This is a genomic window from Maribacter sedimenticola, assembly GCF_900188415.1.
GTDB classification, from domain to species: domain Bacteria; phylum Bacteroidota; class Bacteroidia; order Flavobacteriales; family Flavobacteriaceae; genus Maribacter; species Maribacter sedimenticola.
In genome coordinates this window covers 1-25,850 of the sequence record NZ_FZNV01000005.1, presented here as the reverse complement: position 1 = coordinate 25,850, position 25,850 = coordinate 1, and the positions used below count along the sequence as shown (strand labels likewise).

Genomic DNA, 25,850 nt, shown 5'->3' with positions numbered 1-25,850 from the left:
TTATTAGTACTCTATGGCTATAAACCAATTAAAAGCAGGAGCTCTTCTTTCCTATTTAGTATTGGGGGTTAGTAATATTGTTGGGTTGCTCTATACTCCGTATATGCTACGTATGATGGGAAAGAGTGAGTATGGATTATATGCGCTGGTAGGTTCGGTGATTGCTTATTTAACCATTTTAGATTTTGGATTTGGTAATGCAATTATTCGTTATACTGCAAAATTTAGGGCTGAAGGAAAATTAGAAGAACAAAATTCAATGTTTGGACTTTTCATTATTCTTTATTCTATTATTGGTCTATTATCTTTTCTAATTGGTTTGGTACTTTATTTTAATGTTGAATACTTATTTGGTGAAACTATGAGTCTAGATGAGCTTGGTAAGGCTAAAATTATGATGTTGCTCATGGTTTTTAATATAGCCTTTACTTTTCCTTTGAGCATCTTTGGCTCTATCATTTCTGCTTATGAAAATTTTGTCTTTGTAAAAGTGGTTGCATTAAGTAGAATAATATTAAATACATTAATAATGATTCTTCTTTTGGAAATAGGGTATAGGGCTATAGGGATGGTTGTTTTAGCAACTATACTTAATTTATTAACATTAGCAATAAATTTTTGGTACTGTAAATCAAAAATTAAAATAAAGGTTTCTTTTAAGAATATGCAACTAGGGTTGCTGAAAGAAATTAGTATTTATTCTTTTTATATTTTTCTTATTATTATAATTGACAAGGTATATTGGAGTACAGGTCAATTTATATTAGGAATGTATATCGGTACTGCCGCCGTTGCAGTTTTTGCTGTAGCCATTCAATTTCAAGGTATGTTTATGGGCATGTCTTTAGCAATATCTGGCGTATTTCTTCCTAAAGTTACAAGAATGATAACCAAATTAAATAACGAGGTGGAGATTTCCAATCTATTTATTCGTACTGGTCGAATTCAGTTTATTATTATTGCATTTATTTTAAGTGGTTTCTTACTTTTTGGCAAACAATTTATTGTTTTGTGGGCAGGACCCGATTATAGGGAAGCTTACAGTATTACTGTACTTTTTTTTATAGCTCTTTCTATACCTCTTATACAAACATTGGGGATGACTATTTTACAGGCTAGAAATCAAATGAAGTTTAGATCATGGCTCTATTTTTTTATGGCAATTGTTAGTTTGATTATGCAATTTATTTTGGTTAAAAAGTATGGCGGTATAGGGGTAGCATATGCAATTTCAGGTGCTTTAATTTTAGGTAATGTTTTTATAATGAATATTTATTATCACAAGAAACAAGCTTTAAATATGATTAAATTCTGGACTGAGATTTTGAAAATGGCGGTTGTGCCCTTTGTTATAGCCGTTATCACTCATTTATCATTAATGAATTTTAACCTTAATACGCCTGTTAAATTATTCTACGGAATAGTGATTTATAGTGTTATCTACTTACCTCTATTTTGGTTTATTAGTATGAATTCCTATGAGCGTGAATTAATATTAAATCCTATTAGAAGATTAACATTAAAAAAAATTAATACAAAAAATTAATATGTTTAAAACGGATGTGATTTTTAGTGGATATTATGGTATGCGAAATACTGGTGACGATGCTTTTGTTGAAGTTGCTCAATGGGCAAGTAATAAATATTGGAATGTAGATAATATTCGTTTTCTTGCAAAAACAGTGAATTTACCTTCTACTAAAGCAGGAGCAAAAGGATTTCCTCTTACAATACCAAAAACCTATTCTATTCAACAAGCAATGCTTTTGAGAAATACAAAATGGTTGATAATGGCTGGTGGCTCCATATTTAATAGTGTTGAAAAAGGGAGTATAAAAGATGTAGCGAGTACTTTAAAACAACAAGGTAACAAAATCAAGCTAGGTGCAGTTGGTGTCTCAGTTGGCCCATTTAAAAATATTGAACATGAAAAACAGATAATTGAGTATTTAAAAATTATGGAATTTATAAGTGTTCGTGATAATAGGTCTTACAATTTCTTAAAAAGTTTAAATCTTGATTTTGAACCTATTGCTTCTTTTGATCTAGCAGCTTTACTTCCTGAAGTTTATTCTGTAAAAGAAAAATCTTTCGAAATGAATAAAGAAATGATTGGAATTAGTTTTAATAATGAGGAATCGCATTTTAATGGTGATTTAAATAAAGAAAAAAAAAGAAGGAATTTTATAATAGAACTACTTAAATCTTTAAAAAATAAAAGAAACTATATGTTTCGCTTTTTTATTATTAATGATAATGATAAGGTAGGTGATTTTAGTGTAACTCAGGAGGTTATAAATAAGAGTGGCCTTATTAATTATGAAATTATTCAGTATAATAAATCTGTTGAAGAAACATGGAATAAAATTAGTGAATGTTCCCTTATGATTTCTAGTAGATTACACGCTTCAATCTTTGCTTGTTTTGCTAATATTCCTTTTTTTTTAATTGAATATCATGAAAAATGTACTGATTTTCTAAACGATGTAGGTCAAAATTCTAATTACATTCTGGGTGATGGAGATGTTGACCCTAATAGAATTGTATATCAAATTTCAGAAATCTTAGAGAATAAGGAGAGTTATATTCCTCCTAAATTTAAAAATGAGATGATTGAAAAATCTCGACTAAATTTTACTAATGTAAATTTCGAAATATGATTAGTATAATTATTCCATTATATAACAAAGAACAGAGCATAGAAAAGACAATTTCTTCTGTGCTTTGCCAATCTTACACAAATTTTGAACTACTAATAGTTGATGATGGTTCTACCGATAAAAGTGTTGCGGTTGTTAATGGAATAACGGATGAAAGAATTCGCCTTATAGAAAAAGATAATGGAGGTGTTTCTAGTACTCGAAATACAGGCGTACATGCTGCAAAATATGAATGGATTTCATTTTTAGATGCTGATGATGTTTGGCACATCGATTTTTTAAAAAATATAGTCGAGGTAATAGAGGAACAAAAAGAGGTTCAAGTGATTACTACAGATTATGAAACTAGAACTTCAAATGGAGATGTTATTAAGTCCTATGTTGCGCATAAAAAAGGATATGTTGATTTTTTTGCTGTTAGTAATGAAATAGGATTTCATATTCTCAATATGTCTGCTTTCTGCGTTAGAAAATCTACGTTGATTCAAACAGGTTTATTTAGTACTTGTATAAGTCATGGTGAAGACATGGAGGTTTTTGAAAAACTAGCTCGAAAACATAAAATTTATTTAATTGATAAAGTTCTATCTTATTATATACAAGATGCGGAGAATCGGGCATCTTATAATTTACCTAATCCAAAAAAAACAAGAGTATATCAAGTTGATACAATAGAGATTCTATCTAGACATGAAGAAAAATATCAAAAAGATAGAATCCTTGTTTATCTTCATGAATATTTTGTTCAAGGAAAACTAAAGTATTTACTTCAGCTTTATACTAAGCATTCTAATTTTGTTAGTATGGGCGATATAACTTCATATGTTTTTAAAAGACTGAGATTTAAAGTTCTCAAAAATTAATAAACACTTGCCTATTTAAGATAGTAGTGAAATAAATAATATTAATGACTAAGTTTAAAGCCTGTTTTTTTGTGCCATTTTATCCTTTAATAAAAGGAGGAGCCGAGTATCAATCTAAAATAATTGCACAAGAATTAGCTAAAAAGGGTTATGAAATTGTATTTATTTCTGGAGGTCATGAAAAAGAAAAGGTTTCTTTTTACGATGGTTTTAAGGTGTACGAATTAGTAATAGATACTGCTATTAAAGCAAGATTTTTTTTGTATAAAGATTTTATGTGTAGGGTTCATAAAATAATCAAGGATGAAGCACCTATTTTAATTTACCAGCGGATACTGAATACCTTTACCTTTCATCTATCGAAGTTTGCAAAACAGCAACAAATTCCGTTTATTTTGCATATTGCGGATAATTACTCTGTTGAATTCTCAAAAAAATTACGTAGTTCTCTAAAACGGTATTTGTTTAGGAAAATATTAGAAACAAGTCCAAGTATTATATGTCAAACAGATTATCAAATTTCTAAGATTAATGAGTGGGGTTATGAGCCTATGGCTAAAATCCCTAACATGCATCCTGAGATAATTGATGAGAGAATTGAAAGAAACATAAAGCGTATTCTATGGATAGGTAATGCCCGTGAAGTAAAACAGCTGGAGCTATTCTTACAACTACCAGCTCTTTTAAAGAATGATAAATATCAATTTCATGTCATAGGTAAATTACCTGATAACCAGTATGGGAAAGGGCTGCTTGAAAAAATAAAATCATGCCAAAATTTAACGTATCATGGTAGTAAAGAAAATACATTTATCAATTCTTTTCTGCAAACCACAGGTGTTTTGGTAAATACCTCAGTTTCTGAGGGATTTTCTAACACTTTTATACAAGCATGGATGTGTGGAACACCAGTGGTGGCCTTGAACTCTGATCCCGATGGTTTAATGACACATCATAATTTAGGAATAGACTGCCAAGGTAATTTTGATTTGTTGCCAAAGGCAATATCCAACATTATTGGTAACAAAGATTTTTTAATACAAAGTAATAAAATCAAACAATCTGCAATTTGTTTATTTTCAACAGAGGTAAATGTTTTTAAATTGATAGAATTAATTAAAAAAATAAAGTCTTCTAATGGGTGATAATAATGAAAGAAAAAAAATACTTTGGATTCATAACTTTGAAAAAGGCACCGGAAAGGGAGGAGGATGGATGTTTAATCAATATGAATTTCTACAAGAAGAGGTCGATATTTATTATTTAAAAAATTTACGAAACCCTATTTCGTTTCTTAAACATTGTTTACATCTTAGAAAACTTTCAAGAAATTATGATATTGTACATGCCCAATATGGTTCTGCCGTTGGGTTTATTACTAGTTTGTTGCACGGCACAAAAATAATTTCTTTAAAAGGTTCTGATTGGTATACGGCACCTGACCCTTCTTTTTTAGACCGTGGCAGAATCATCTTGGGTAATAAGATGACACGATTTTCACTTAATAGGACACAGCATGTGATAGTTATGTCAGATCTTATGAGAAGTCAGGTTTTAAATAAATTCCCAAATATTAAAGTGACGACAATCGTCGATCCTATTGATTTGGATTTTTTCAAACCAAAACCTATCAATAATACCAATACTATTAAAAAGGTCTTATTTGCTGCTGTAGATATCAACACTCCTGTGAAACGTTTTTGGCTGGCAAGACAGGCATTTGAGTTATTAAAAGAACGGAGGCCCAATACCGAACTGATTATTATGAGCAAAATTCCACATAATAAGGTATGTGATTTTATGAATGGTATGGATGTTCTATTACTTACCTCTTCTCATGAAGGGTGGCCCAACGTTGTTAAAGAGATGTTAGCATGTAATAAACCATTTGTTAGTACAAAAGTTAGTGATTTAGAAATCATTGCAAAAAAAACAATAAGCTGTTCAGCATGTGATGATAACCCAGAGACCCTTGCTCTAGCTCTGGAAAAAGCACTAGATGCACCAAATGAAAATTTAAGACAGCATACGATTAATTTTAGTATGCAGCAAACAATGAATACTTTGAAAAAAGTTTATAAGTATTATTTAAGTTAAATCAAAAAATACTTCATTCAGTGATATTTTTGAGGCTGTAAAAATTTTCTGGATATTTAATTGTTCCTTCTAAATAAGCTCTATTATATGCTAATTCGCCCCAATATACTGATAATGTTCTATTTGAAATAAAATAAGTATGGTTCATTTGTTCAAATCGGTTTTGTAAAACAGGGTCAAATCTACCGAGACAAAACCAACCCTCAGGCATAAAATTTCTTGTCTTATTAAAACCAGATTGATATTCACCGTCCATCCAATAATAGATTTCATTTTTTTCTTCTAAGGACTTAGGCCAAAAGACATTTATCGTGTTCGATAATTTTACCATATCCGTTTTATTATAGAAACTATTTCCAATAGTATAATCCTCAACCATAAATTTGACTACTCTAGCAGCATGTCCATGATCTGTTATTTGTCTTCCTTGATATGAATTGTCATTAAAACTTGTATTCCATTGGTAGGCTTCATTGTTTTTAATGTTTGTATCTAAATGCTCACGCATGCCACCAGTAGTTCCCTGTATTCCAATATTTGAATTGAATTTATCATAAATGAGTTTATATTGTTCTTTATTGGTACAACTCCACAAATGCCACGCAATATATGCCCAACCTGCAGAACTATCAACTCCGGAGTGTTGGTAAGTAAGTGAATTTCTTGTAAGCCATTTTTTCCAGAAATTTTGCTCTACAAAATTTAAGATATGTTCATAATGTTCTTGATATGTTTTACCATTTACTAATACGCTTTCAGATCTTAAATTTGGACTATGCTTTAAAACCCATAATAATCTGGCAATATGCATAAAACTCCTTGATTCACATAATTGATATTGACCAGAACCAGGACTGGTTCCTGTTAAATCTGTATTTTGGTCCGTATACCAACTTAAAAATTGATCTCCAAAATTACCTGTTTGCCCACTAGGTAATGTATTAGAAGGCGAAGCTTTATTAAATAAATTGTTTATTAAAATAAGTAAATCATCCAAAAACTTTTTGTTGCCAGATGCTTCAAATGACGCAATCATTCCTTGCATTGCATCTAAATTATAAATATCACACTGATCTCCATGTTCAACAAGTGCTATTAAGCGTTCATATTCTCCACTATAAGTGATATTATTTACATCATTTAATGATGCAGGTAATTCGTTACTATATAAAGCCTGATAAACAAAAGACTCTAAATCTGAAACAGAGTATTTAAATTGGAACTGATTAGTTTTTTCTTCTATAATAGTCACTTCAGCAGTGGCAGAATCTATTTCAACAACATTATCTGCATTTGTTGTTTCAGTAGTATATACTATAGTTTCTACTGCAACATTAGTAGTTGTTTCTTCTGAAGACTCATTATTAACTTCTTCAGTTTCTTCTACCACCTCTACGGGTAAAACTTCAGGAACTTCAAATTTTAAGGTATTATCCCCTAAAATTTCAATAACACCAAATTTTGTATCACTAATAGAGGTGATTTTAATATTCTCGATATTGGCAATATTGTCATTGGCCAGAACATCCAAAATAACCGTACTATTTAGGGAAGCAGTAAAATTATCATCTATAAGTATACTTAAGGAAGTATCATTTTGTTCATCTTGAATAACATATTCAGATAAAAGGTCGGCATCTTTACTACAAGATGTAAAATTAAGGGCACAAATAAATATGATGATAAATATCATCAAAGGACTTTTTCTTAGGTTCATAAGTAGGTATTCTTTTTAGTATTCAAAAGCTTGGGGCTTTGTTTGTTGAAAGACATTCTTTTTCTTGGTAATAATACGGAGCAATCATATTTTTAGTCTACTAACTACCAATATATTCGATGAAATGCATTTATTTTTAACAATCTTGTTTAGATTTAACTTTTATTAAAGTTAATGCGCTAATTAAAATAATTTTAGTTTGATGTATATGTTGGTTAATTATTTGTTTAAACAATATTTATGACTTCTAATAGTTTTCTAATTAGTGTTATTTTTAATAAAGCACTACTAATAATATATCTAGTTTCTGGACATTAAATTAAATTTTTTATTAACGGTATATTGAATTTAATCTAATTTAAATTTATTGCTTTCATTAAGTATTAACCTTTCAATGAAATTACGAAATTCAAATTTTGAGCTTTTAAGGATAATAGCAATGTTATTAATTGTAACGCACCATTACAGTATTCATGGTGATTGGAATATGAATACATCATTGAACTTTAATAAATTATTTGTTCAATTTTTAAGCATAGGAGGTAAACTAGGGGTGAATTTATTTGTGATGATTACTGGTTTTTTTATGGTAAGATCAACTATAAAATTCAATAGTCTTTTAAAACTAGTTACACAAACATGGTTTTATTCATTATTAATCTTTAGTTTGAACCAGTATTTTCAATTAATACCAATAGACATAACTATAATTTTAAAAAGTTTTTTACCTGTTCTTTTTAATAGCTATTGGTTTATAACTTCATTCGTAGTATTATTTTTACTAATTCCATATATTAATATTTTTATCAAAAATTTGAATCAAAAGGAACATTTATTTTTTTTGATTACCATAATTTTATTGAATGTAATAAATCCAATTAATTTAGGTTTTGGCAGTATTGATTGGTTTATTTTTCTATATGTTTTAGGTGGTTACATTCAGATGTATCCAAAATTGTTTGCTAAAAGTGGTTTAGTTAATTTAACTATATTTTTTATCTCTTATTTTGGAATTTTTGTAACTATTATAATTTTAGACTATCTGAATTTTGCTAATCCATTATTTTTTATAAGTGAAAATAGCCCCTTCATAATAATTTGTTCTGTTAGCTTATTTTCTTATTTTAAGAATGTAACTATTAAAAATAGTTCAGTTATTAATACGATGGCGTCTACAGTTTTTGGAATATATTTAATTCATGATAATATAATCTTACGCTCATTTATTTGGGATAAAGTTTTTAAGAATAGAGAATATCTTAATTCGGAGTATTTAATTTTGCATGCAATTACCGCAGTTTTAATAACTTTCTTTTTAAGTATGCTTATCGATATTTTACGAAATAAACTGTTTAATTTGTTTAAAATAGAAAGTTTGCGACAAATTTTAATAACCAAAATACAATCAAATTTTTCAAAGATTTTAAGTGATATTCGTGTAAAATATTTGGATTAAAATATATTAGAAATCAATTAACCAAATTTTAATTATTTAAAATGAATTGGGGATTATAATTTTCTATATAAAGGAAAAAAGTCACCTTCTTTATCTTTTGATAATTCTGAATAAGCAGTATTATTAACAATATACTTCCAAAGCCTAAAATCTCTATGGTCCTTTGAAAAAGAAGCTTTGAAATTAAATAATGAATCTTCTTGCCCGCCTAAACCTCCACCAAGATTAAAAATTTGATAGCCTTCTGCAGTAGCTAATAATCTCATTTCATCTAAAAAAAGATTTGCTGGAGCCCAATTCAAGAATTTTGTACGAGTCCCAGATAAATGGAATTGTACAATAGTATTAGTTTCCACAAACATAGATCCCGCCATTGCTTTACCTGATTCATTCTCAATAACTAATAAAACACGCGTTTTAAAATCTTTAGATTTCAGAAAATTGAAAAAATACTCTTTTGAAAAATAATATGAATCTTTAGCACCTAAACGGTCCATATTTTCATAATATATATCAATATAAGTTTCTAAATCTTCTTGCGATGTGACTTCTTTCACAGTGGCTATTCGCCGGCATTTATTGGTGCGGTTTTTTGTGCTTTTTCCGTATTGGGTGCGTTGTTCTTCTATACTTTTAGTTAAATCTATATTTACTACTTTTCCACTAATAGGTGTCTCACCTAAATTATTTAAAATCAGAGACTGTTGATTAAAATATGGATTTAGCCTTGAAAAAACACTAATTATTTTATTACGTATTAAGTAATCTTTCAGTTCGTTACTAAAGATAGTATTATCAAAGTTTTCAGGAAGATTATTATAGATTGGACCTGCATAGCCGTATACTGAAGTTAAGTCGAAATAAGGTGTTCCTTCAATCTCTCGCTTTAAAAAAGGTATAGCAATATTAATTTCATCTTGAGAATACACCATAAGTAAGGGTGTTTCTCTATCTTTTTTAGATAAATGATGATAATCAAAGGTGTGGTAAAAGTCATAAAAATCAAATTTCATTAACCTTTTTTTCCATTCTTTTCCATCAGTTATAATCTCTATCATTATTGTCAATCCTTTGTGCCTGTAAATAATTCCATAGTAACTTCTTCACTAGCAGATATTCCCTCAGATTTAAATACTTTACCTATGGTTTTGAAAAGTATTTTTAAATCAGTCATGAAACTTATATGGTTTACATACCAAACATCATATTCAAATTTCTGTTTCCAACTAATAGCGTTTCTACCATTTACTTGAGCCCATCCTGTAATACCGGGCTTAACTAGATGTCTTTTTGCTTCCTCTGTTGAATATAAGGGGAGGTATGAGACGAGTAGGGGCCGTGGGCCTACAATAGACATGTCTCCTTTGATTACATTTAAAAGTTGAGGTATTTCATCTAATGATTTTTCTCTTATAAAATTCCCAAATGATGTTATTCTCTGATAATCTGGTAAAAGTTTGCCATTAGAATCTTTATTATTATTCATGGTCTTGAACTTAATAATACTAAAAATTTTTCCATTTTTACCTGGTCTTTTTTGAATGAAAAAGGGTTTTCCTTTATTGGAAAATAACAGAACAATTGTAATAAGTACAAAAATTGGTGATAATAATAATAGGGCTAATAATGCCGAAATAAAATCCAATATATTTTTAATGTAGCTATACATAATCTGAAGTACTTTTAATGATACCTAAATTAAGAATTTGTAGGTGTTTGTTTTATGTAAATCAATTCAGCCTAATTTTATCGTATACTTTTAAAGTGTTTTTTGTCATTACGGGTATGGTATACTCTTTTAACGCTTTTGACTTTCCTTTATTGGCTAGCTCAGTTCTAAATGCATCATTCAATATCAGCTTTTGAAGAATAAGACTTAATGCATTAACATCTTCATTTGGAAAAAGCATACCATTTACACCATGGTGTATTTGTTCAAGAGCACCCTCTACCTGACTTCGTACAGTAGCACATTCACTCATCATTGCTTCTAAAATAACTAATGGAAATGATTCAAATCTAGAGGGGAGTACAAAAATATCAAAAATGTCATAGAATGGTTTTGGGTCTTGAAAATCAACAATAGAACAATAAATGTCAATATTTTTTTCTTCAAGATTTTGCCGAAGCCATTGATGGTCTGCAGAATCTTTAGTGCTACCTACGAAAATGAAATGACTTTGTGAAAGTACAGTGTCATTTAATTTTTTTATGGCATTAAATAGAATATCACACCCTTTATCTTTTGTAAGCCGACCAACGAAACCAACTATTATCTTGTCTTTGGGTATTTTGAATTTATCTTTTAGCTGATTCTTTTTACTTTCAGAAATAGATGTCCCAAATCTTTCTGATACGCCATGATTTACTATTGTAATATCTTTAGGTGATATTCCAAAAACCTTTTGACTCATTATTTCAGACTCCTTACTTATTGCAATAAGATGTGTTGGGTTCTTAAATTTTATATTTTTTTTCAGCTTGGTGTTGTGAATAGTAGTAGTGAAATTTTTACCCATTAACCAAGGTATAAAAGTCATATATGGTGATTGTGCATGAATTATATCTGGATTGCAAGATTTGATCAGTTTAATGATATTAAATATTGAACTTACGGTAACAATTGCTTTATTTATTAAAGATCCCTTGGGAGTTTTAAAAATTTTAACTTGTGCACCTAAGCTAATAAATTGCTCATAAAATGCGTCAATTCTATTATTGTCTTCTTGAACTTTACCTCCGGTAATAAGAAATACCTCATGTCCTTCATCTATTAATCCCTTAGTTAAATCTAAAGTATGAGTTGTTACTCCTGTTTGTTCTATTCTACTTAATAGTAACGCTATTTTCATTTTAATTTTTACTTAATTTATAATCCATTAATTAATAGATTATTAATCCAAATTATAATTTATTAATTTCTTTAGGGAGTTTAAACACTTAAATAACTGAATTAGATTTAATAAAATTTAAGATGCTATTAGGGCAAACCCATGGAATTAAATAATTCTAAGTATTTTTTTGTTGCAGCATCTAACGAATACCTTTCTGCTAAATTAAGGCAATTGTTTTTTTGGTTATTTAATAAGGAAGCGTTTAAGGTATAGTCGATAAAATTATTCAAAACTTGATCATCTAGTTTACTTAGATCAAATGGAAGAACAAAACCTGAATTAGTATGTTCTAAAACATCCATTTGCCATCCTTCATGGTTTATCAATACCGGTCTACCAGCTGCGAGGGAATCAAAAAATTTATTTGCAGAATTTGCCCATAACTCTTTAATCGCTATAACAAATGAACTTCCCATGTCAGATTCATAGTAATATTGAGGAAGTTGCTCTTTAGGGACAGGTCCAAAAATAAAAACATTTTTATTTAAAATACCATACTCTTCTGCCTTATCGATTAACATCTCTTTTTCAGCCCCTAAACCTATTAAAACAAAAACAATAGTAGGATCTATAGTTTTGAGTTTCGCAGCGAGTTCTATTACGTAACTTAATCCGTTTACCCTTCCAAATGTACCAGCATATAAAATTGTAAATCTTGGCTTAAAACCTAATTTTTTTTCTATAAACGAAACGTTAGGATTATACTCATTTTTAAAACGCTCTAAGGCAGCAATATTCTCAACACTTATTATAGGGCATTTTAAATTTGGATATCGTTTTGTTATAGAGGCTTTCATATCTATTGATAGTGGAATAATCGCTGCAGCATTTTTGTAAATTGTAGCTTCTAATTTATATAATAATGATTGAGCCATTTTGTTTTTAATTGCCCCAATAGCAATTACCGCTTCGGGCCACACATCTCGTGCTTCAAATATAAAAGGTGTTTTATCTTTCCACTTTTTTATTAAGGCAGGAATGCCAATGGTTAGAGGAGTAGACGAAGCTAAAACAACATCTCCTTTTAGTTTTAAGATTTTAAAACTGGCAAACCAAATAAATTTTAAAAAATTAATAATCCTTTTAAAATAAGAAGTAGAATTCGATGTCCTTTCAATATTTAGGACATGAAATTTCATTTGTTCAAGTTCTAGATATTGCCATCGTCCCTCAGGTTTATAAGAAAATCCATGAGATGTAGTTATAAAAATTACTTCGTGTCCATTTTGAACAAACTTCTTAGCCAAATCATAAGCTCTTGTTCCCCCAGATACTTTGGGGGTGGTGAAATATTGATATAAATAGAGAATGGTCATTTGATAGGTTAGGTAGCGTTTATTAATAATTTTTTTATGGCTCCAGTTTATTTTGCAAGTGAAATGAATAGGGAAACCCATTTGTCATAAATGGTTTTCATACTAAAGGCTTCACTAGATTTAAAGGCTGCTTTGGAAAAGGAATTAAGTTTGTTTTGGTCAGAAAGTAATTCTTCAATTTTATATGCCATTGCATCTACATTTTCTGGTTCAATTAAAAAACCATTAACCCCCTCTTCTATAATTTCATTTGGACCTGTTGGTATGTCAAAACTAATTAAAGGTAATTTTGTTGCCAATCCTTCAATTAAACTCATTGGAAACCCTTCAAACCTAGATGTCATCACCATTAACGAATAGTTTTTGTAAATTTCATAAATATTTGTAGCATGACCTTTGAGAATAACATGTTGTTCTAATCCATATTCATGGATTTTATTTTTTAATTCATCCCTTTGATATCCATCACCATAAATATCCCATTGAATGTTGGGGTTAGAAATAATTACTTTTTTAGCCACGTCAATTAAAAGAAGAAAATTTTTTTGAAATGATAGTCTGCCAACGCTTATGATTTTATTTAATGATGGATTATAATTATGTGTTTGCTCTAGAAGAGTTGGATCTACTGGATTATATATTTGCACTACCTTTTTGGCAAGAGTCCCTTTTTTGTAATTAATTTTATCAACCTTGGTCAAGCTTATAATTACATCAGCAAATGTAGTGGTAAAAAGTTCATTCAAAATTTTAAACTTACTATGTGTTTTACCCTTAAAACTAGAGTGAGACCAATACACAAATTTTGTTGATTTACCTAAAGTGCTTAAAGCTCCTAATGGACCAATTTCTTGACCACAGCTGATTAACGTCGTTATATTTTGTTGAGTTAGAATTTTTCTTAGTTTAGATGTGGCCTTGAAAATTCCTCTTTTCATTTTTACACCTTCACCAACAAGTTCATAATACGATAAATTAGAATCCCAGTGATAGCCTCCTTTTTGAATTGGTTGATAACTAATTACATGAATATGAAACCTTTCATCATTTGCAAATTGCTGTGTCAGCATTGCGGTAACCCTAGTGATGCCACCATCTACCAAAATTCTTGAAAGCAAAAATGCTACTTGAATTTTATTTTTCATGTTTTCTTGCCTTGTAAAAGAATTCAATGATTTTATCTTTTATCTCTAAATATTCTGGAAGTTTTATAAATTCATTTGTACTTATAAAAAAAGTAATACCAATAGTAAGTTGAATAATAACCATAGCTAAATAACCCATATCAATAAAAGTTATTGTGTACATTATTATGAATAAAGCTATGCCTAACAATATAAAAGGTATAATATCTTTTAATTGTTCTTTTAAACTATAATTTATGATAGTTTTGGTATAATGATTATTGATAAAAAATTCAATAAAAGCAAAAATAACAATTCCTGCTAATAATGCTTCAATTCCTAGTAAAGCAGTGCCTAAAACCAAAGGAATTAAAATCATTTTTTTAATTAATTCCAATTTTAAATTTAAATTAGAATAACCTTTTACTAATAATAAATTGAGATGTAATATTTGTAAAGGATATAATATACCAGGCACGCAAAGCAATTGTAGATATAAAATTGACGCCCTCCATTTTTCACCTACAAGTAAAATGACCATTGGTTCTGCAATTGCAGCAATGACAAACATGACAGTAAAATTAAGAAACATACTAAATCTTAAAAATTTGATAAACCTACTTTTTAATAATTCATGGTCATTTTGAACTTTAGAAAGTATTGGAAAACTTAATCGTTGAATAGCCGTAGTTATATTTGAGGAAAATGGTGCTTGAAATTGTTCTGCTCTTGTATAATACCCTAAAGTTTGTGTATTAAAATATTTTCCGATAAGAACGTAATAAATATTTCTATAAAAACTATGTATTAAATTGGTAATCAATAATTTATATCCATAATTGAAAAGCTCTTTAAAACTTTTTATTGAGAAAATTAAAGAAGGCCTCCATTTACTATGATACCAAAGTAATATACTATTTAATAAAGGTCTAAGAATAGCAAGAGTTACTAAACTCCAAATACCAAAATTCTGATAGGCCATAATTATGGCAGTCAGGCCACTACCAAAAGAAGCTATTATTGAAATTAATGCTTGTGTTTTAAAATTTAGAACTTTTGTTAAGATAGCCCGTTGAACTATAGAAAAAGAGTTTATTATTAATAAAATTCCTGCAAATGGAATTATTTTGCTTAAAACAGCTACATCGAAATAGCCGGCTAATGTTGTGGCTCCAATTAATAAAAAAAAGTAGATAATTATTGCAATGGTAAGGTTAGAGTAGAAAATAGTATTATAATCTATTGTATCTGCATCAACTTTTCTAATCAATGCACTTCCAAAACCTCCTTCTACAACGCTATTTGAAATTGCTATGATTGCAGTAATAATTCCAATGACACCAAAGTCAACAGGGGTTAATAGTCTTGCTAAAATTATTCCTACCATAAAAAGAAATCCTTGGCTAAATAATCCCTCAGTAAGAATCCACCCAAAACTACTTATGGCTTTATTTTTTATAGACATAGTATTATGAGCTAGTGACCTAAATATTTTTTCGTGTTAATTGATTCTGCTTTCTTGTGGATAACAATTTTGTTTGAAGAATTATTTTGGAGTTCAACTATTTTTTTGAACTGTATGCTTAGAATTAGAAAGAAATAAAGCATGGAAAATCCAAATTTGTAGAAAGGATAGAAATTATTGTAAAAATAAAACATGATAAGAAATAGAAGATTTATCTTCAATATTGAATCATTAGAATATTTGACAATATTTTTAATACACATCCTTAGTGGTAGGCCATATAAAAATAATAACAAAAGACCTCCAATAATACCTTGTTCCGCTAAAATTTCTACATAAGTATTATGTGAAAATAATCTTAAACTTGTATAATTTGGAATTTGGTCTAAACCTACACCAAAAATCATATTGTCAACAAAAATATCAAAAGACTCAACTAGTAAAATTTCTCTTGCATCAACTCTGTTTGTAGTTACATCAAATCTATTCTTAATGCTCGAGTCTTTATAATACTCCCAGAATTGAAACGCTAAAAATGAAAAAATTAAAACAATGGTAACTATTCTAAAAATTTTTTGAAATTTTGTGGGGGTTTCAATCTTGTTAATGACAAGCCAATATATAACGTTGGACATTATTAAAATTAGAATTCCCGATCTTGATTGCGTAACAAAAGAAACTATTACAAATAGTATTGGAATGACAATCAATAGTATTAACAATATTTTACTCTTATATTTTTGATATAAGTAAAACAGAGAGAAATTAGCAAAAAACATTAAATAGGAATATGTGTTTGCATTAATTAATAATTTATCTCGTGAATCTGAATCTTTAGCGAAATTTATTAAATCGAATTGACCAGATGTATACATAATATAGATAAGTGTCAAAATAGATATGATAAAACCTATGTGAAAATAATCTGTATAATCATATTTATAATTTAACGCTAAAGGAATAAATACAATTAGAATTACACTGAATTGTCGTGTATATCCTGTTATCAGTTGCTCATAATTTACATAAGTATAAGCTGATATTAAACTTGTAAGAAAAATTAAAACAATTATTAAAAATTCCTTTTTTTTCTGAAACGGATTTAAATAATAAAATTTAGCTGATATTAAAAAAAGTAGTGGCACTAAACCATAGGTCGTTACCTTTTGTAGTTGTAAATATGGTCCTAAAGCATTGAGAAACACAATTGTTAGTATTATCAGGAGCCCTAAGCCAAGATTACTATTATATTTTATGTCACTTTCGTTAAACAATTGTATTGGAATTAAAAATCAATATTGCTTTTATTCAGTTTAAATTATGGTAATGTAAAAATCTATAATAAGAAAATAGTATTCAATGTATAAAACATAAATATAGATGCTTTTTATTTCAGCTAATTTAGAGATAAGCATTTATCTATCGTTAATAAATTGGATAAATAGTAATTAAATCGGTTATGAAATATTTTGTATATAATAATATACCAGATTATTTTTATAAATGAGTATTCTAATAAATATATAGTTTGGCTCAAATCTTATTAAGAGTAAATTTTAATATTATCAAAGTGATGTTATCATTATTTACTTAGTTATTTTTGAAACAAATTATAAGGATAGCATTTCTATTCTTAAATATATTGTATATGAAAATATTAATTACTGGCGCCGCAGGTTTTATTGGGTATCATTTAACCCAAGCATTATTACATATTGGGTATAAGGTTGTCGGGCTTGATTCGGTAAATGATTATTATGATCCAAATTTAAAATATGATCGATTATTTGAGTTAGGTATTCCTAAAATGCAAGCTAAAAAATGGAATTTTGAAGTGGTTAATAGTTCTGGGAATTTTAAATTTATACGAACCCAATTGGAAGATATGGAAAATCTACAATTGATTTTTAAGAAAGAAAAATTTGATGTGGTTTGTAATTTAGCTGCACAAGCAGGTGTGAGATACAGTATTGAAAACCCTAAAGCCTATATAGATAGTAATTTGGTAGGCTATTTTAATATTTTAGAATGTTGTAGACAGTTCAAAATAAAACATTTTATCTACGCCAGTAGTTCTAGTGTTTATGGTATAGATAATGAAGTGCCTTTTAATGTTTCTGCCAATACAGACAAACCTGTTAGTCTATATGCGGCAACAAAAAAATGCAATGAAGTTATGGCGCACTCATATTCTCATTTATATAAATTAAAAACCACAGGACTTCGTTTTTTTACAGTTTATGGACCTTGGGGTAGACCTGATATGGCAATATTTTTATTTACAAAGGCTATTTTAAAAAATGAAGAAATCAAAATATTTAATCAAGGAAAGTTAGAAAGAGATTTTACATTTATTGATGATGTAATTGAAAGTATGGTTCGAATTGTTCAATCTGGTAATATAAGTAATCATTTGTACAAAATATATAATATCGGAAATAATCAAACTGTCAAACTAATGAATATGGTTAATGCCATTGAAAAAAGTCTGAATTTAAAAGCTATTATCAAAATGATGCCCATGCAACCCGGTGATGTATTTAGTACACTATCAGATTCTGAAAGTTTATCAAGAGATTATGGATTCAAACCTAAAACAGAATTAAAATTGGGAATAGAGAAATTTGTAAAATGGTATAAATCTTATTACCAGTAAATTGATTATTATATGTTTGTATGTTTTTATTTAAAATTTATCTAAAAACAGAACGCCAAATAAATCCTTTAAGGATTGCTAATATCCTGACCGTAAAAAAAATGAAACTGTAATTTTTGAAATTGGATAAATAAACATTTAAATGTTTAGATATTAAATATTTAGAATTTTTGAGCTGATATTTAAAACTTTTCTTTTGTCCCATAGCCGAACCTAATCGTATTCTTCTAAAATATATTGCATTTTTAACCAAAACAACATCTTGTATTTTATCTGAAATTGTAGACATAAATAATGAATCTTCACCAATCTGAATTTTTGTGTCAAAAAGTGTATTATTGATACTTGATTTAGGAATAAGTTTTCCTGTACAAATAGAAAAAACACGTTTAAATTTAATTATTGTCCCTTCTTCTAAATTATTATTTACAAATAACTTGGACATATAACTATTTTCGGTTTCAGAAATATCTTGTTCAAAATTTTTCATATTTCCGCAAACTAGTCTATTTGGTTTAACGTGTTTAAATAACAATTCAAAATATGATTCATTTAGAATGTCATCATCATCCATAAAAAAAAGGTAATTTCCTTTAGCTTTTTGTATTCCCAAATTTCTAGCATAAGATACACCTGGGTTGGGTAAGGCAAAGAAGATAAAGTTTGTTAATTTTTTCCTTTTCAAATAATTTTCTATTTCACATTTGTAGGAATCATCAGATCCATTCAAAACAATAATCACTTCATATGTAAAGCTTACTGTAATTTGATTGCTTAAGGAATCTAAGCATTCATATAAATAAGCCATGGGCTTATATGTTGGGACTACAATAGAAATATCAATCATTTATAATAATTATATTATATATTAAAGATTCAAATTTATAAAGGAAAATTAGATGTAATTGCTATAAATTTTTCGTGAATTTAAAGCATGTTTTTACATCACACAAAAATGGCCGGATAAAAAACCCGACCATTTATATTTAAAATAAACTTAATTTTTTATTGTTCTGGATATACTGGAGCACCATCTAGTAAAATTTTTGCATTTAATGCCGCAATACCCAGTGGTTGAATCCCGTAATATGTCAAATTAGCACCCGTATAATTCTCTTTAATTTGTTGTTGTATCTCAGAGTCAAATCTACCTAAATGTAGCCATTCGTGAAGCCTGCCATAGTAATCATAACCACCTGTTCCGTCAACATTTTTAGTAAATCTATCGCCCATGGATTTTGTCCATATTACATTTTTCAATGTTGAAATTAAACCATCGATATGATTTTTATCCCAATACATGGAATTTTCATATGCGGCTACCCAAAAAGACACTATCGCTCCGGCATGTGAAGTATCCTGAATTGCTGCATTAGTCCAATTTTGATTCCAAACTAAAGCAGAACTTATTTCAGAATTAGTTTTAATTTGATTCTTCAAATTTGAAGGCCATCCAATCATTGTACCATGAGATATATTATCAAATACAAGCTTGTATTTGGACTCGCCCGTAATAAGATAAAGATCCATTCCAATTCTCGCCCAATGTGAAGACATGTGCGTATTAATCCTATACATATTATGTATACCATCATGTTCCCATTTATTCCATATATTTTCAATTGTAAAATTTAGAATGGTTTCATAACGTTTTTGAATGTTACTATCGGAACGAAGATTTGGGGATTTATGCATAACTCTTAAGAGTGAAGAAACAAATCGAAACATAAATGATTCCCATAGTGGATACCCTTTTGCTGATGCTTCAGGGTGATTTGGATTAGTTGGCCATCCTAGAAATTGTTTACCTTTAATATTTAAAGGTTGTGCGTCATTTATAGTATTCTCAATTAACTTCAGTGCATTATCTAAATACTTATATTCACCAGTAGCTTGCCACATAGATATATGAGCATCTAAATAATAAGCTAAAAAATAGTATTCTTGATTTTCGTTAGCGCTCTCTGATTTCTGTGTGGCATCGATACTATCCACCTGATTGTCTGGGTCGTTAAATTCTTGGTCAAATTTTCTTTGCCAAAAGGCAACATCTTCCGATACTTTGTCTGTGGTAGATGTATTTACAATAACATTTCCAGTTGAAGTAGTGGTTGTATTATCTTCATTTTGTACCTCAATATCATACGTAAAGTTATCTATAGGTTGCTCCTCTGTTGAAGTGTCCTCTGTTGAAGTGTCCTCTGTTGAAGTGTCCTCTGTTGAAGTGTCCTCTGTTGAAGTGTCCTCTGTTGAAGTGTCCTCTGTTGCAGGCTCCTCTATAACAGGCTCCTCTGCTTCTGTATTTCCGGTATTTGGAGTATAAGTCAAGGTATTATCATTATTGATAATAACGATACCATTTTTTGGTTCAGAAACACTAATTATTTTAATATTGTTACCGTTATAAAGATTGTCATTAGCTAGAACATCTAAAACTATACTAGATGAAGAATCCATAAAAAAAATGTCATCTACGGCAAATTGAGAATTGTCATCAATTTTTGACGAATCTATAGATACATATTCAGATAATAAATCATTATCTTTTGAACAGGATAAATGTAAAAGTATGCAAATCAAGCATAACGAGAATGTAAAACAATTTTTTAATTTCATAAGTAGGGCATTTAATGTTAAAGCAATCTGGGTTATAAAAATATCCATTATAATTTTCGCATCGGTAAAATGTCACTTTTTTTCGATAAAATGCACTTTTTATAATATGCCGACATTTAAATAAACGTATGAAATATATATTTGGACTTTTAAGTACCTAAATATTCGATGAAATGCACTTTTTTGGGAATATTTAACATATTTTAAGTAAATAAGTTAAGCTTCAGTGGATTTGGATTAATAAAAACCCTTTTAAATTAATATTTAAAAGGGTTCATTTTTAAAAGTATATAATTTATCAGTTATAACCTACCTGTAACATTTTTAGTTAAAACACCTTTAACATCATATAACACAGAATTTTCTTTTAAATGCATGCTTAAATCTATTTCTAAAAATTCTTTGTGAGAAACTGTAAGAACAATAGCATCAAACTGTTCATTAGAATCTATATCTTTAAAAGATTTGATATTATATTCATGAAGAACTTCTTCAGGTTTGGCCCAAGGATCTAAAACTTTGGTTTCAATACCATAGGAATCTAAATTTTTAATTACGTCTACAGCTTTTGTATTTCTAACATCTGGGCAATTTTCTTTAAAAGTTATTCCTAAAACTAACACTTTAGAGTTTTTAACTTTAATATCTTTCTGAACCATTAGCTTGACAACTTCAGAGGCAACATATTTACCCATTCCATCATTCATGCGTCTACCTGCTAAAATAATTTCAGGATGATATCCAAATTCTTGAGCCTTTTGCGCTAAATAATAAGGATCAACTCCAATACAATGACCACCGACTAGACCGGGTTTAAAAGGAAGAAAATTCCATTTTGTACCTGCAGCCTCTAAAACATCATGAGTGTCGATACCCATTAGGTTAAAAATCTTAGCTAATTCATTTACAAATGCGATGTTTATATCACGTTGTGAATTTTCTATTACTTTAGCAGCTTCTGCAACTTTTATAGAACTAGCCAAAAATGTTCCTGCAGTAATAACAGATTTATACAATTCATCAATTTTAATAGCTATTTCGGGTGTTGAACCGGAAGTAACTTTTAATATTTTTTCTACTGTATGTTCTTTATCTCCAGGGTTAATTCGTTCTGGCGAGTACCCTACATAAAAGTCTTTATTAAAGGTAAGGCCACTAACTTTTTCTAATACAGGTACACATTCATCTTCAGTAACTCCAGGATATACTGTAGATTCGTAGATTACTGTATCACCTTTCTTTAAAACTTTACCAACAGTTTCGCTTGATTTGAATAAGGGTGTAAGTATTGGCCTGTTAGTACTGTCAACTGGTGTAGGTACGGTAACAATAAAGTAATTGCAATCATTGATTTCATTTAAATCATTTGAACAATAAAGGCCAATATCATTACCGGGTTTGGTAACCAAAGATTTTTGCAAAACTTCATTTGAAACTTCTAGGGTGCTATCGACACCCGATTGTAATTCTTTTATTCGCTTTTCATTAATATCAAAACCTACGACAGGGTATTTAGTCGCAAATAAACGAGCTAAAGGCAAACCCACATAACCAAGGCCTATAATGGCAATTTTAGTTGAAGACATATTAGTATAATTATATTAATTTATTTTTTACCTATTTGAAAATATTCGAAACCTAAAATTTTCATACGCTCATAGTTATATTGATTTCTTCCGTCAAATACTAACGGGTGCTTAAGTTGTGTTTTTAATTCTTCAAAATCAGGAGATCTAAATTCTTTCCATTCAGTTAATAATATCATAGCATCTGCATTTTGCAGAGTTTCATATTTCGAATTAAAATACGAAATATTTTTAATTCCTTTTAAGTAAAAATGTTTAGCTTTATCCATGGCTTTAGGGTCATATGCCTGAATTTTTGCTCCTCTTTTCAATAATTCTTTAATAATATAGATTGATGGGGCTTCTCTCATATCGTCAGTTTCTGGTTTAAATGCCAATCCCCATATAGCAAAGGTTTTATTGTTCAAATCTTCACCAAATCTTTCGACTACTTTATTTGCAATAACTAATTTCTGTGCATTATTTACGTCCTCAACTGATGTTATTAATTTAGCATTGTAGCCATGCTCTTCTGCTGTTTTTTTCAGCGCTTTGACATCTTTAGGAAAACAAGATCCACCATATCCACTACCTGGATAAATAAAACTATAACCAATTCTACTGTCAGAACCAATTCCAATTCTTACTTTGTTTACATCTGCACCAACTAATTCGCAGATATTGGCTATTTCATTCATGAATGAAATTTTGGTAGCCAACATTGCATTGGCAACATATTTTGTCATTTCAGCAGAACGGACATCCATTGTTATGAGCCTATCCATACTGCTTCTAAAAAATGGAGAATATAATGCTCTCATTTTTTCTTGTGCTACTTCATTGTCAGAACCGACTATTACACGGTCGGGTTTCATAAAGTCATTAATTGCATCACCTTCCTTTAAGAATTCTGGATTGGAAACAACATCGAAAGAAATATTAACATTTCTATTGTCAAGTTCCTTTTGAATTGTATCCCGAACTTTATCAGCAGTACCAACAGGAACAGTAGACTTATCAACAACGATTAAAGAATGTTGCATGTAACTTCCAATTTCCTTTGCAACTTGGAGCACATATTGTAAGTCTGCAGAACCATCATCACCCATGGGTGTGCCAACAGCAATGAAAGCGATATCACACTTTTCTAAATTTATAGAAAGATTGTTACTAAATTTGAGTGTTTTGTTCAGGACATTACGATTGACCATTGCTTCTAATCCCGGTTCGTAAATTGGTATTATCCCTTTTTTTAAATTCTCTATTTTTTTTTCGTCTACATCAATACAGGTTACCGTATTGCCCATTTCAGCAAAACAAGTTCCACTTACCAAACCTACATAGCCTGTGCCAATTACTGTTAAATTCATTGTTTAATTTTTTAAATTTTCCCAATACCAATTTACGGCTTCCTCTAGCCCTTCCTCAATACTATGGCTAGGATTATATTTTAAAAGATTTTTTGCTTTTATTATAGATGCTAAAGAGTGAGGAATATCCCCTTGTCTTTGCTCGCCATAACTTATTTTCACATTTTTTATCTTGGGATCAAATTTAGAAAGTTGTTCTTTTAATAGTGAGACAAGAGTATTTAGGTCAGTTCTTTCGCCATATGCTACATTATAAACTGTGTTAATAGCATTTGAATTATCAGTGGTCATTGACCTTACATTCATTTGTATAACATTATCAATATATGTAAAATCTCGCGAGAAAGTACCGTCACCATTAATTACAGGTGATTCTAAATTCTTAAGTTGCATAACAAATTTTGGAATAACAGCAGCATAAGCTCCATTTGGATCTTGTTTTCTGCCAAAAACATTGAAATATCTAAGTCCTATAGTTTCAAGGCCATATGTAGTACTGAAAATTTTAGCATATAATTCATTCACGTATTTAGTAATCGCATAAGGAGAAAGAGGCTGCCCAATTATTTCTTCAACTTTTGGAAGTTTTTTTGAATCCCCATATGTTGATGAACTTGCGGCATATATAAATCTTTTTACTTTTTCATCTCTGGCAGCAATTAACATATTTAAAAATCCACTTACATTTACTTCATTCGTAGTAATTGGATCCTTGATTGATCTAGGAACAGAGCCCAATGCGGCTTGATGTAAAATGTAATCGACACCTTCACATGCTTGTTTGCAAGTATTTAAATCTCTTATGTCACCTTCAATCAAACGATAATTAGGATGACTAAGAAATGAATTAATGTTTTCTTTTCTACCGGTTGAAAAGTTATCCAAACATATGACTCTATTTCCATTATTTAAAAGTGCTTCGGTTATATTGGAACCTATAAAACCACCCCCTCCTGTTACTAATACTTTATATTGAGGTTTAAAACCTAATTCTGAAATGTCCATTCTGTACTTATTTATAAAGCTTATATTGATAATTCAAATTTACTAGTTAATTACCTTTAAATATATTTTAAATGTTAAACAGATGCTTTTTTAGATTATTGTTATAACTCTTAAATTAATATAAAAATAAAAGCTACTATAAATAGTAGCTTTTACCTTCATTATAAATTGGCTTAATCTAATTTTATCACCTTTTTAAGAATTGTTTCATCCGAACCACTAAGTGATATTTCTAAAATATATATACCTCCACTTAAAGTAGGAATATTTAAAGATTCCTCACTCTCATGATTTGAATTAATCTCTTTAAAAATAATATGCTTGCCATATATATCATATAGATTAGCTGTTAAAGCTTGATTCATGAATTGATTTAATCCTAAATATAGAATTCCATCTGAAACTGGATTTGGATATATTTTAATAACTTCTAATGTTGGATTTGCTAAAGCTTCATTAGGCGTTACCGTAAGTTCAAAATTATAGACACATCCATTGCTAGTGGTAAAAATATAATTTCCTTCATCTTCAATTTTAGCTCCAATTATTTGAAAATCAGTTTTATTATTTGGTTTTGAATTTTGATTGGGGCCGCTTAAAGAAAAACTAATATTCTCTTGCGAGAATTTAATAATCAAAACATCTCCTTCTAATACAATAGCTGATTTTGCATTGATAAATTCCTCAGATTCATTTATTTTATATTGAAGTTCTAATTCTGCGGTGCTACAGTCGAACGGTTGAACCGTTACCTCGAGTTGAAGGCTACAGCCCTCGGTAGTGGTAAAGGTGTACGTGCCTGCATCCGCGCCCTGTGCATCTACAATGTTCAGGATATCGGTGTTCAACGGTTTGTCGTTCCCGTTTGGTCCCGATACCGAGAATGCCGTAGAGGAAGGCAAGATGCCAAGGTCAAGGCCATCACCTTCCGTAATGGTCACCTGAGTCTGTGCCGTTACCGCCGCTGCACCGTTGATGCTATAGCTTGTCTGCAGCCCTGCGGAGTTGCAGTCGAACGGTTGAACCGTTACCTCGAGTTGAAGGCT

21 protein-coding genes are annotated in these 25,850 nt (G+C 29.5%); 7 read left to right on the top strand and 14 right to left on the bottom strand.

Features of this window, described 5'->3' with window-relative positions:
- Positions 1 to 13: 13 nt before the first annotated feature.
- The 5 genes from CHB68_RS13895 to CHB68_RS13875 are packed head-to-tail and all read left to right on the top strand — an operon-like array spanning position 14 to position 5,620.
- Positions 14 to 1,546, top strand: a complete 1,533-nt coding sequence (locus CHB68_RS13895) for an oligosaccharide flippase family protein (RefSeq protein WP_089261675.1) — start codon at positions 14 to 16, stop codon at positions 1,544 to 1,546.
- A gap of 1 nt (position 1,547) precedes the next feature.
- Positions 1,548 to 2,660, top strand: coding sequence for a polysaccharide pyruvyl transferase family protein (locus CHB68_RS13890; RefSeq protein WP_089261673.1), 1,113 nt, complete (start codon positions 1,548 to 1,550; stop codon positions 2,658 to 2,660).
- On the top strand, positions 2,657 to 3,523 hold the full coding sequence (locus CHB68_RS13885; RefSeq protein WP_089261671.1) for a glycosyltransferase family 2 protein: 867 nt from the start codon (positions 2,657 to 2,659) through the stop codon (positions 3,521 to 3,523). Before CHB68_RS13890 ends, CHB68_RS13885 begins: the two co-directional genes overlap by 4 nt.
- 44 nt (positions 3,524 to 3,567) lie before the next feature.
- Positions 3,568 to 4,668 (top strand): glycosyltransferase family 4 protein, encoded by a 1,101-nt coding sequence (locus CHB68_RS13880; protein WP_089261669.1) that lies wholly within the window; start codon positions 3,568 to 3,570, stop codon positions 4,666 to 4,668.
- Positions 4,661 to 5,620 (top strand): glycosyltransferase, encoded by a 960-nt coding sequence (locus tag CHB68_RS13875; protein WP_089261667.1) that lies wholly within the window; start codon positions 4,661 to 4,663, stop codon positions 5,618 to 5,620. The genes CHB68_RS13880 and CHB68_RS13875 overlap by 8 nt, the downstream gene beginning before the upstream one ends.
- Positions 5,621 to 5,633: 13 nt before the next feature.
- On the opposite strand, the gene CHB68_RS13870 is transcribed toward CHB68_RS13875, so the two are convergent.
- Positions 5,634 to 7,337, bottom strand: a complete 1,704-nt coding sequence (locus tag CHB68_RS13870; RefSeq protein WP_089261665.1) for a hypothetical protein — start codon at positions 7,335 to 7,337, stop codon at positions 5,634 to 5,636.
- A 394-nt stretch (positions 7,338 to 7,731) separates the two neighbouring features.
- Here CHB68_RS13870 and CHB68_RS13865 point away from each other — a divergent pair, with 394 nt between their 5' ends.
- Positions 7,732 to 8,793 carry an acyltransferase gene (locus CHB68_RS13865; protein ID WP_089261663.1) on the top strand — a complete coding sequence of 354 codons (1,062 nt, stop codon included), beginning with the start codon at positions 7,732 to 7,734 and terminating at the stop codon, positions 8,791 to 8,793.
- Positions 8,794 to 8,846: 53 nt separating this feature from the next.
- On the opposite strand, the gene CHB68_RS13860 is transcribed toward CHB68_RS13865, so the two are convergent.
- From CHB68_RS13860 to CHB68_RS13830, 7 genes are all read right to left on the bottom strand, one after another.
- The gene (locus CHB68_RS13860; RefSeq protein ID WP_245838946.1) at positions 8,847 to 9,851 is read right to left on the bottom strand and encodes a GNAT family N-acetyltransferase; all 1,005 of its coding nucleotides are present in this window, start codon (positions 9,849 to 9,851) and stop codon (positions 8,847 to 8,849) included.
- Positions 9,852 to 9,856: 5 nt separating this feature from the next.
- The gene (locus CHB68_RS13855; protein ID WP_089261659.1) at positions 9,857 to 10,462 is read right to left on the bottom strand and encodes a sugar transferase; all 606 of its coding nucleotides are present in this window, start codon (positions 10,460 to 10,462) and stop codon (positions 9,857 to 9,859) included.
- A 61-nt stretch (positions 10,463 to 10,523) separates the two neighbouring features.
- Complete coding sequence (locus CHB68_RS13850; protein WP_089261657.1) at positions 10,524 to 11,645, bottom strand: glycosyltransferase family 4 protein; 1,122 nt, start codon at positions 11,643 to 11,645, stop codon at positions 10,524 to 10,526.
- Positions 11,646 to 11,773: 128 nt separating this feature from the next.
- Positions 11,774 to 13,003, bottom strand: coding sequence for a glycosyltransferase family 4 protein (locus CHB68_RS13845; RefSeq protein WP_179213206.1), 1,230 nt, complete (start codon positions 13,001 to 13,003; stop codon positions 11,774 to 11,776).
- A gap of 47 nt (positions 13,004 to 13,050) precedes the next feature.
- Positions 13,051 to 14,148: a glycosyltransferase family 4 protein gene (locus tag CHB68_RS13840; protein ID WP_089261653.1), complete on the bottom strand. Its 1,098-nt coding sequence runs from the start codon at positions 14,146 to 14,148 to the stop codon at positions 13,051 to 13,053.
- Entirely contained in the window at positions 14,138 to 15,592 is a 1,455-nt protein-coding gene (locus CHB68_RS13835; RefSeq protein ID WP_089261651.1) for a lipopolysaccharide biosynthesis protein, read from the bottom strand. Before CHB68_RS13835 ends, CHB68_RS13840 begins: the two co-directional genes overlap by 11 nt.
- 11 nt (positions 15,593 to 15,603) lie before the next feature.
- Positions 15,604 to 16,866, bottom strand: a complete 1,263-nt coding sequence (locus CHB68_RS13830; protein WP_143815214.1) for an O-antigen ligase family protein — start codon at positions 16,864 to 16,866, stop codon at positions 15,604 to 15,606.
- A 374-nt stretch (positions 16,867 to 17,240) separates the two neighbouring features.
- On the opposite strand from CHB68_RS13830, the gene CHB68_RS13825 reads away from it, so the two are divergent.
- Positions 17,241 to 18,248 (top strand): NAD-dependent epimerase/dehydratase family protein, encoded by a 1,008-nt coding sequence (locus CHB68_RS13825; RefSeq protein WP_089261647.1) that lies wholly within the window; start codon positions 17,241 to 17,243, stop codon positions 18,246 to 18,248.
- Between the two features lie 37 nt (positions 18,249 to 18,285).
- Here the strand turns inward: CHB68_RS13825 and CHB68_RS13820 are convergent, their stop codons facing one another.
- The 6 genes from CHB68_RS13820 to CHB68_RS13795 form a co-directional block, all read right to left on the bottom strand.
- Positions 18,286 to 19,095 carry a glycosyltransferase family 2 protein gene (locus CHB68_RS13820; protein WP_089261645.1) on the bottom strand — a complete coding sequence of 270 codons (810 nt, stop codon included), beginning with the start codon at positions 19,093 to 19,095 and terminating at the stop codon, positions 18,286 to 18,288.
- Positions 19,096 to 19,253: 158 nt separating this feature from the next.
- Complete coding sequence (locus CHB68_RS18870) at positions 19,254 to 20,864, bottom strand: Ig-like domain-containing protein (protein ID WP_262494238.1); 1,611 nt, start codon at positions 20,862 to 20,864, stop codon at positions 19,254 to 19,256.
- A gap of 302 nt (positions 20,865 to 21,166) precedes the next feature.
- Positions 21,167 to 22,450, bottom strand: coding sequence for a nucleotide sugar dehydrogenase (locus CHB68_RS13810; protein ID WP_089261643.1), 1,284 nt, complete (start codon positions 22,448 to 22,450; stop codon positions 21,167 to 21,169).
- A gap of 20 nt (positions 22,451 to 22,470) precedes the next feature.
- Entirely contained in the window at positions 22,471 to 23,799 is a 1,329-nt protein-coding gene (locus tag CHB68_RS13805; protein WP_089261641.1) for a UDP-glucose dehydrogenase family protein, read from the bottom strand.
- Between the two features lie 3 nt (positions 23,800 to 23,802).
- Positions 23,803 to 24,804 carry an SDR family oxidoreductase gene (locus CHB68_RS13800; protein WP_089261639.1) on the bottom strand — a complete coding sequence of 334 codons (1,002 nt, stop codon included), beginning with the start codon at positions 24,802 to 24,804 and terminating at the stop codon, positions 23,803 to 23,805.
- Positions 24,805 to 24,977: 173 nt separating this feature from the next.
- Positions 24,978 to 25,850: T9SS type A sorting domain-containing protein (locus tag CHB68_RS13795; RefSeq protein ID WP_143815213.1), on the bottom strand; the 873-nt coding region annotated here is incomplete at its 5' end.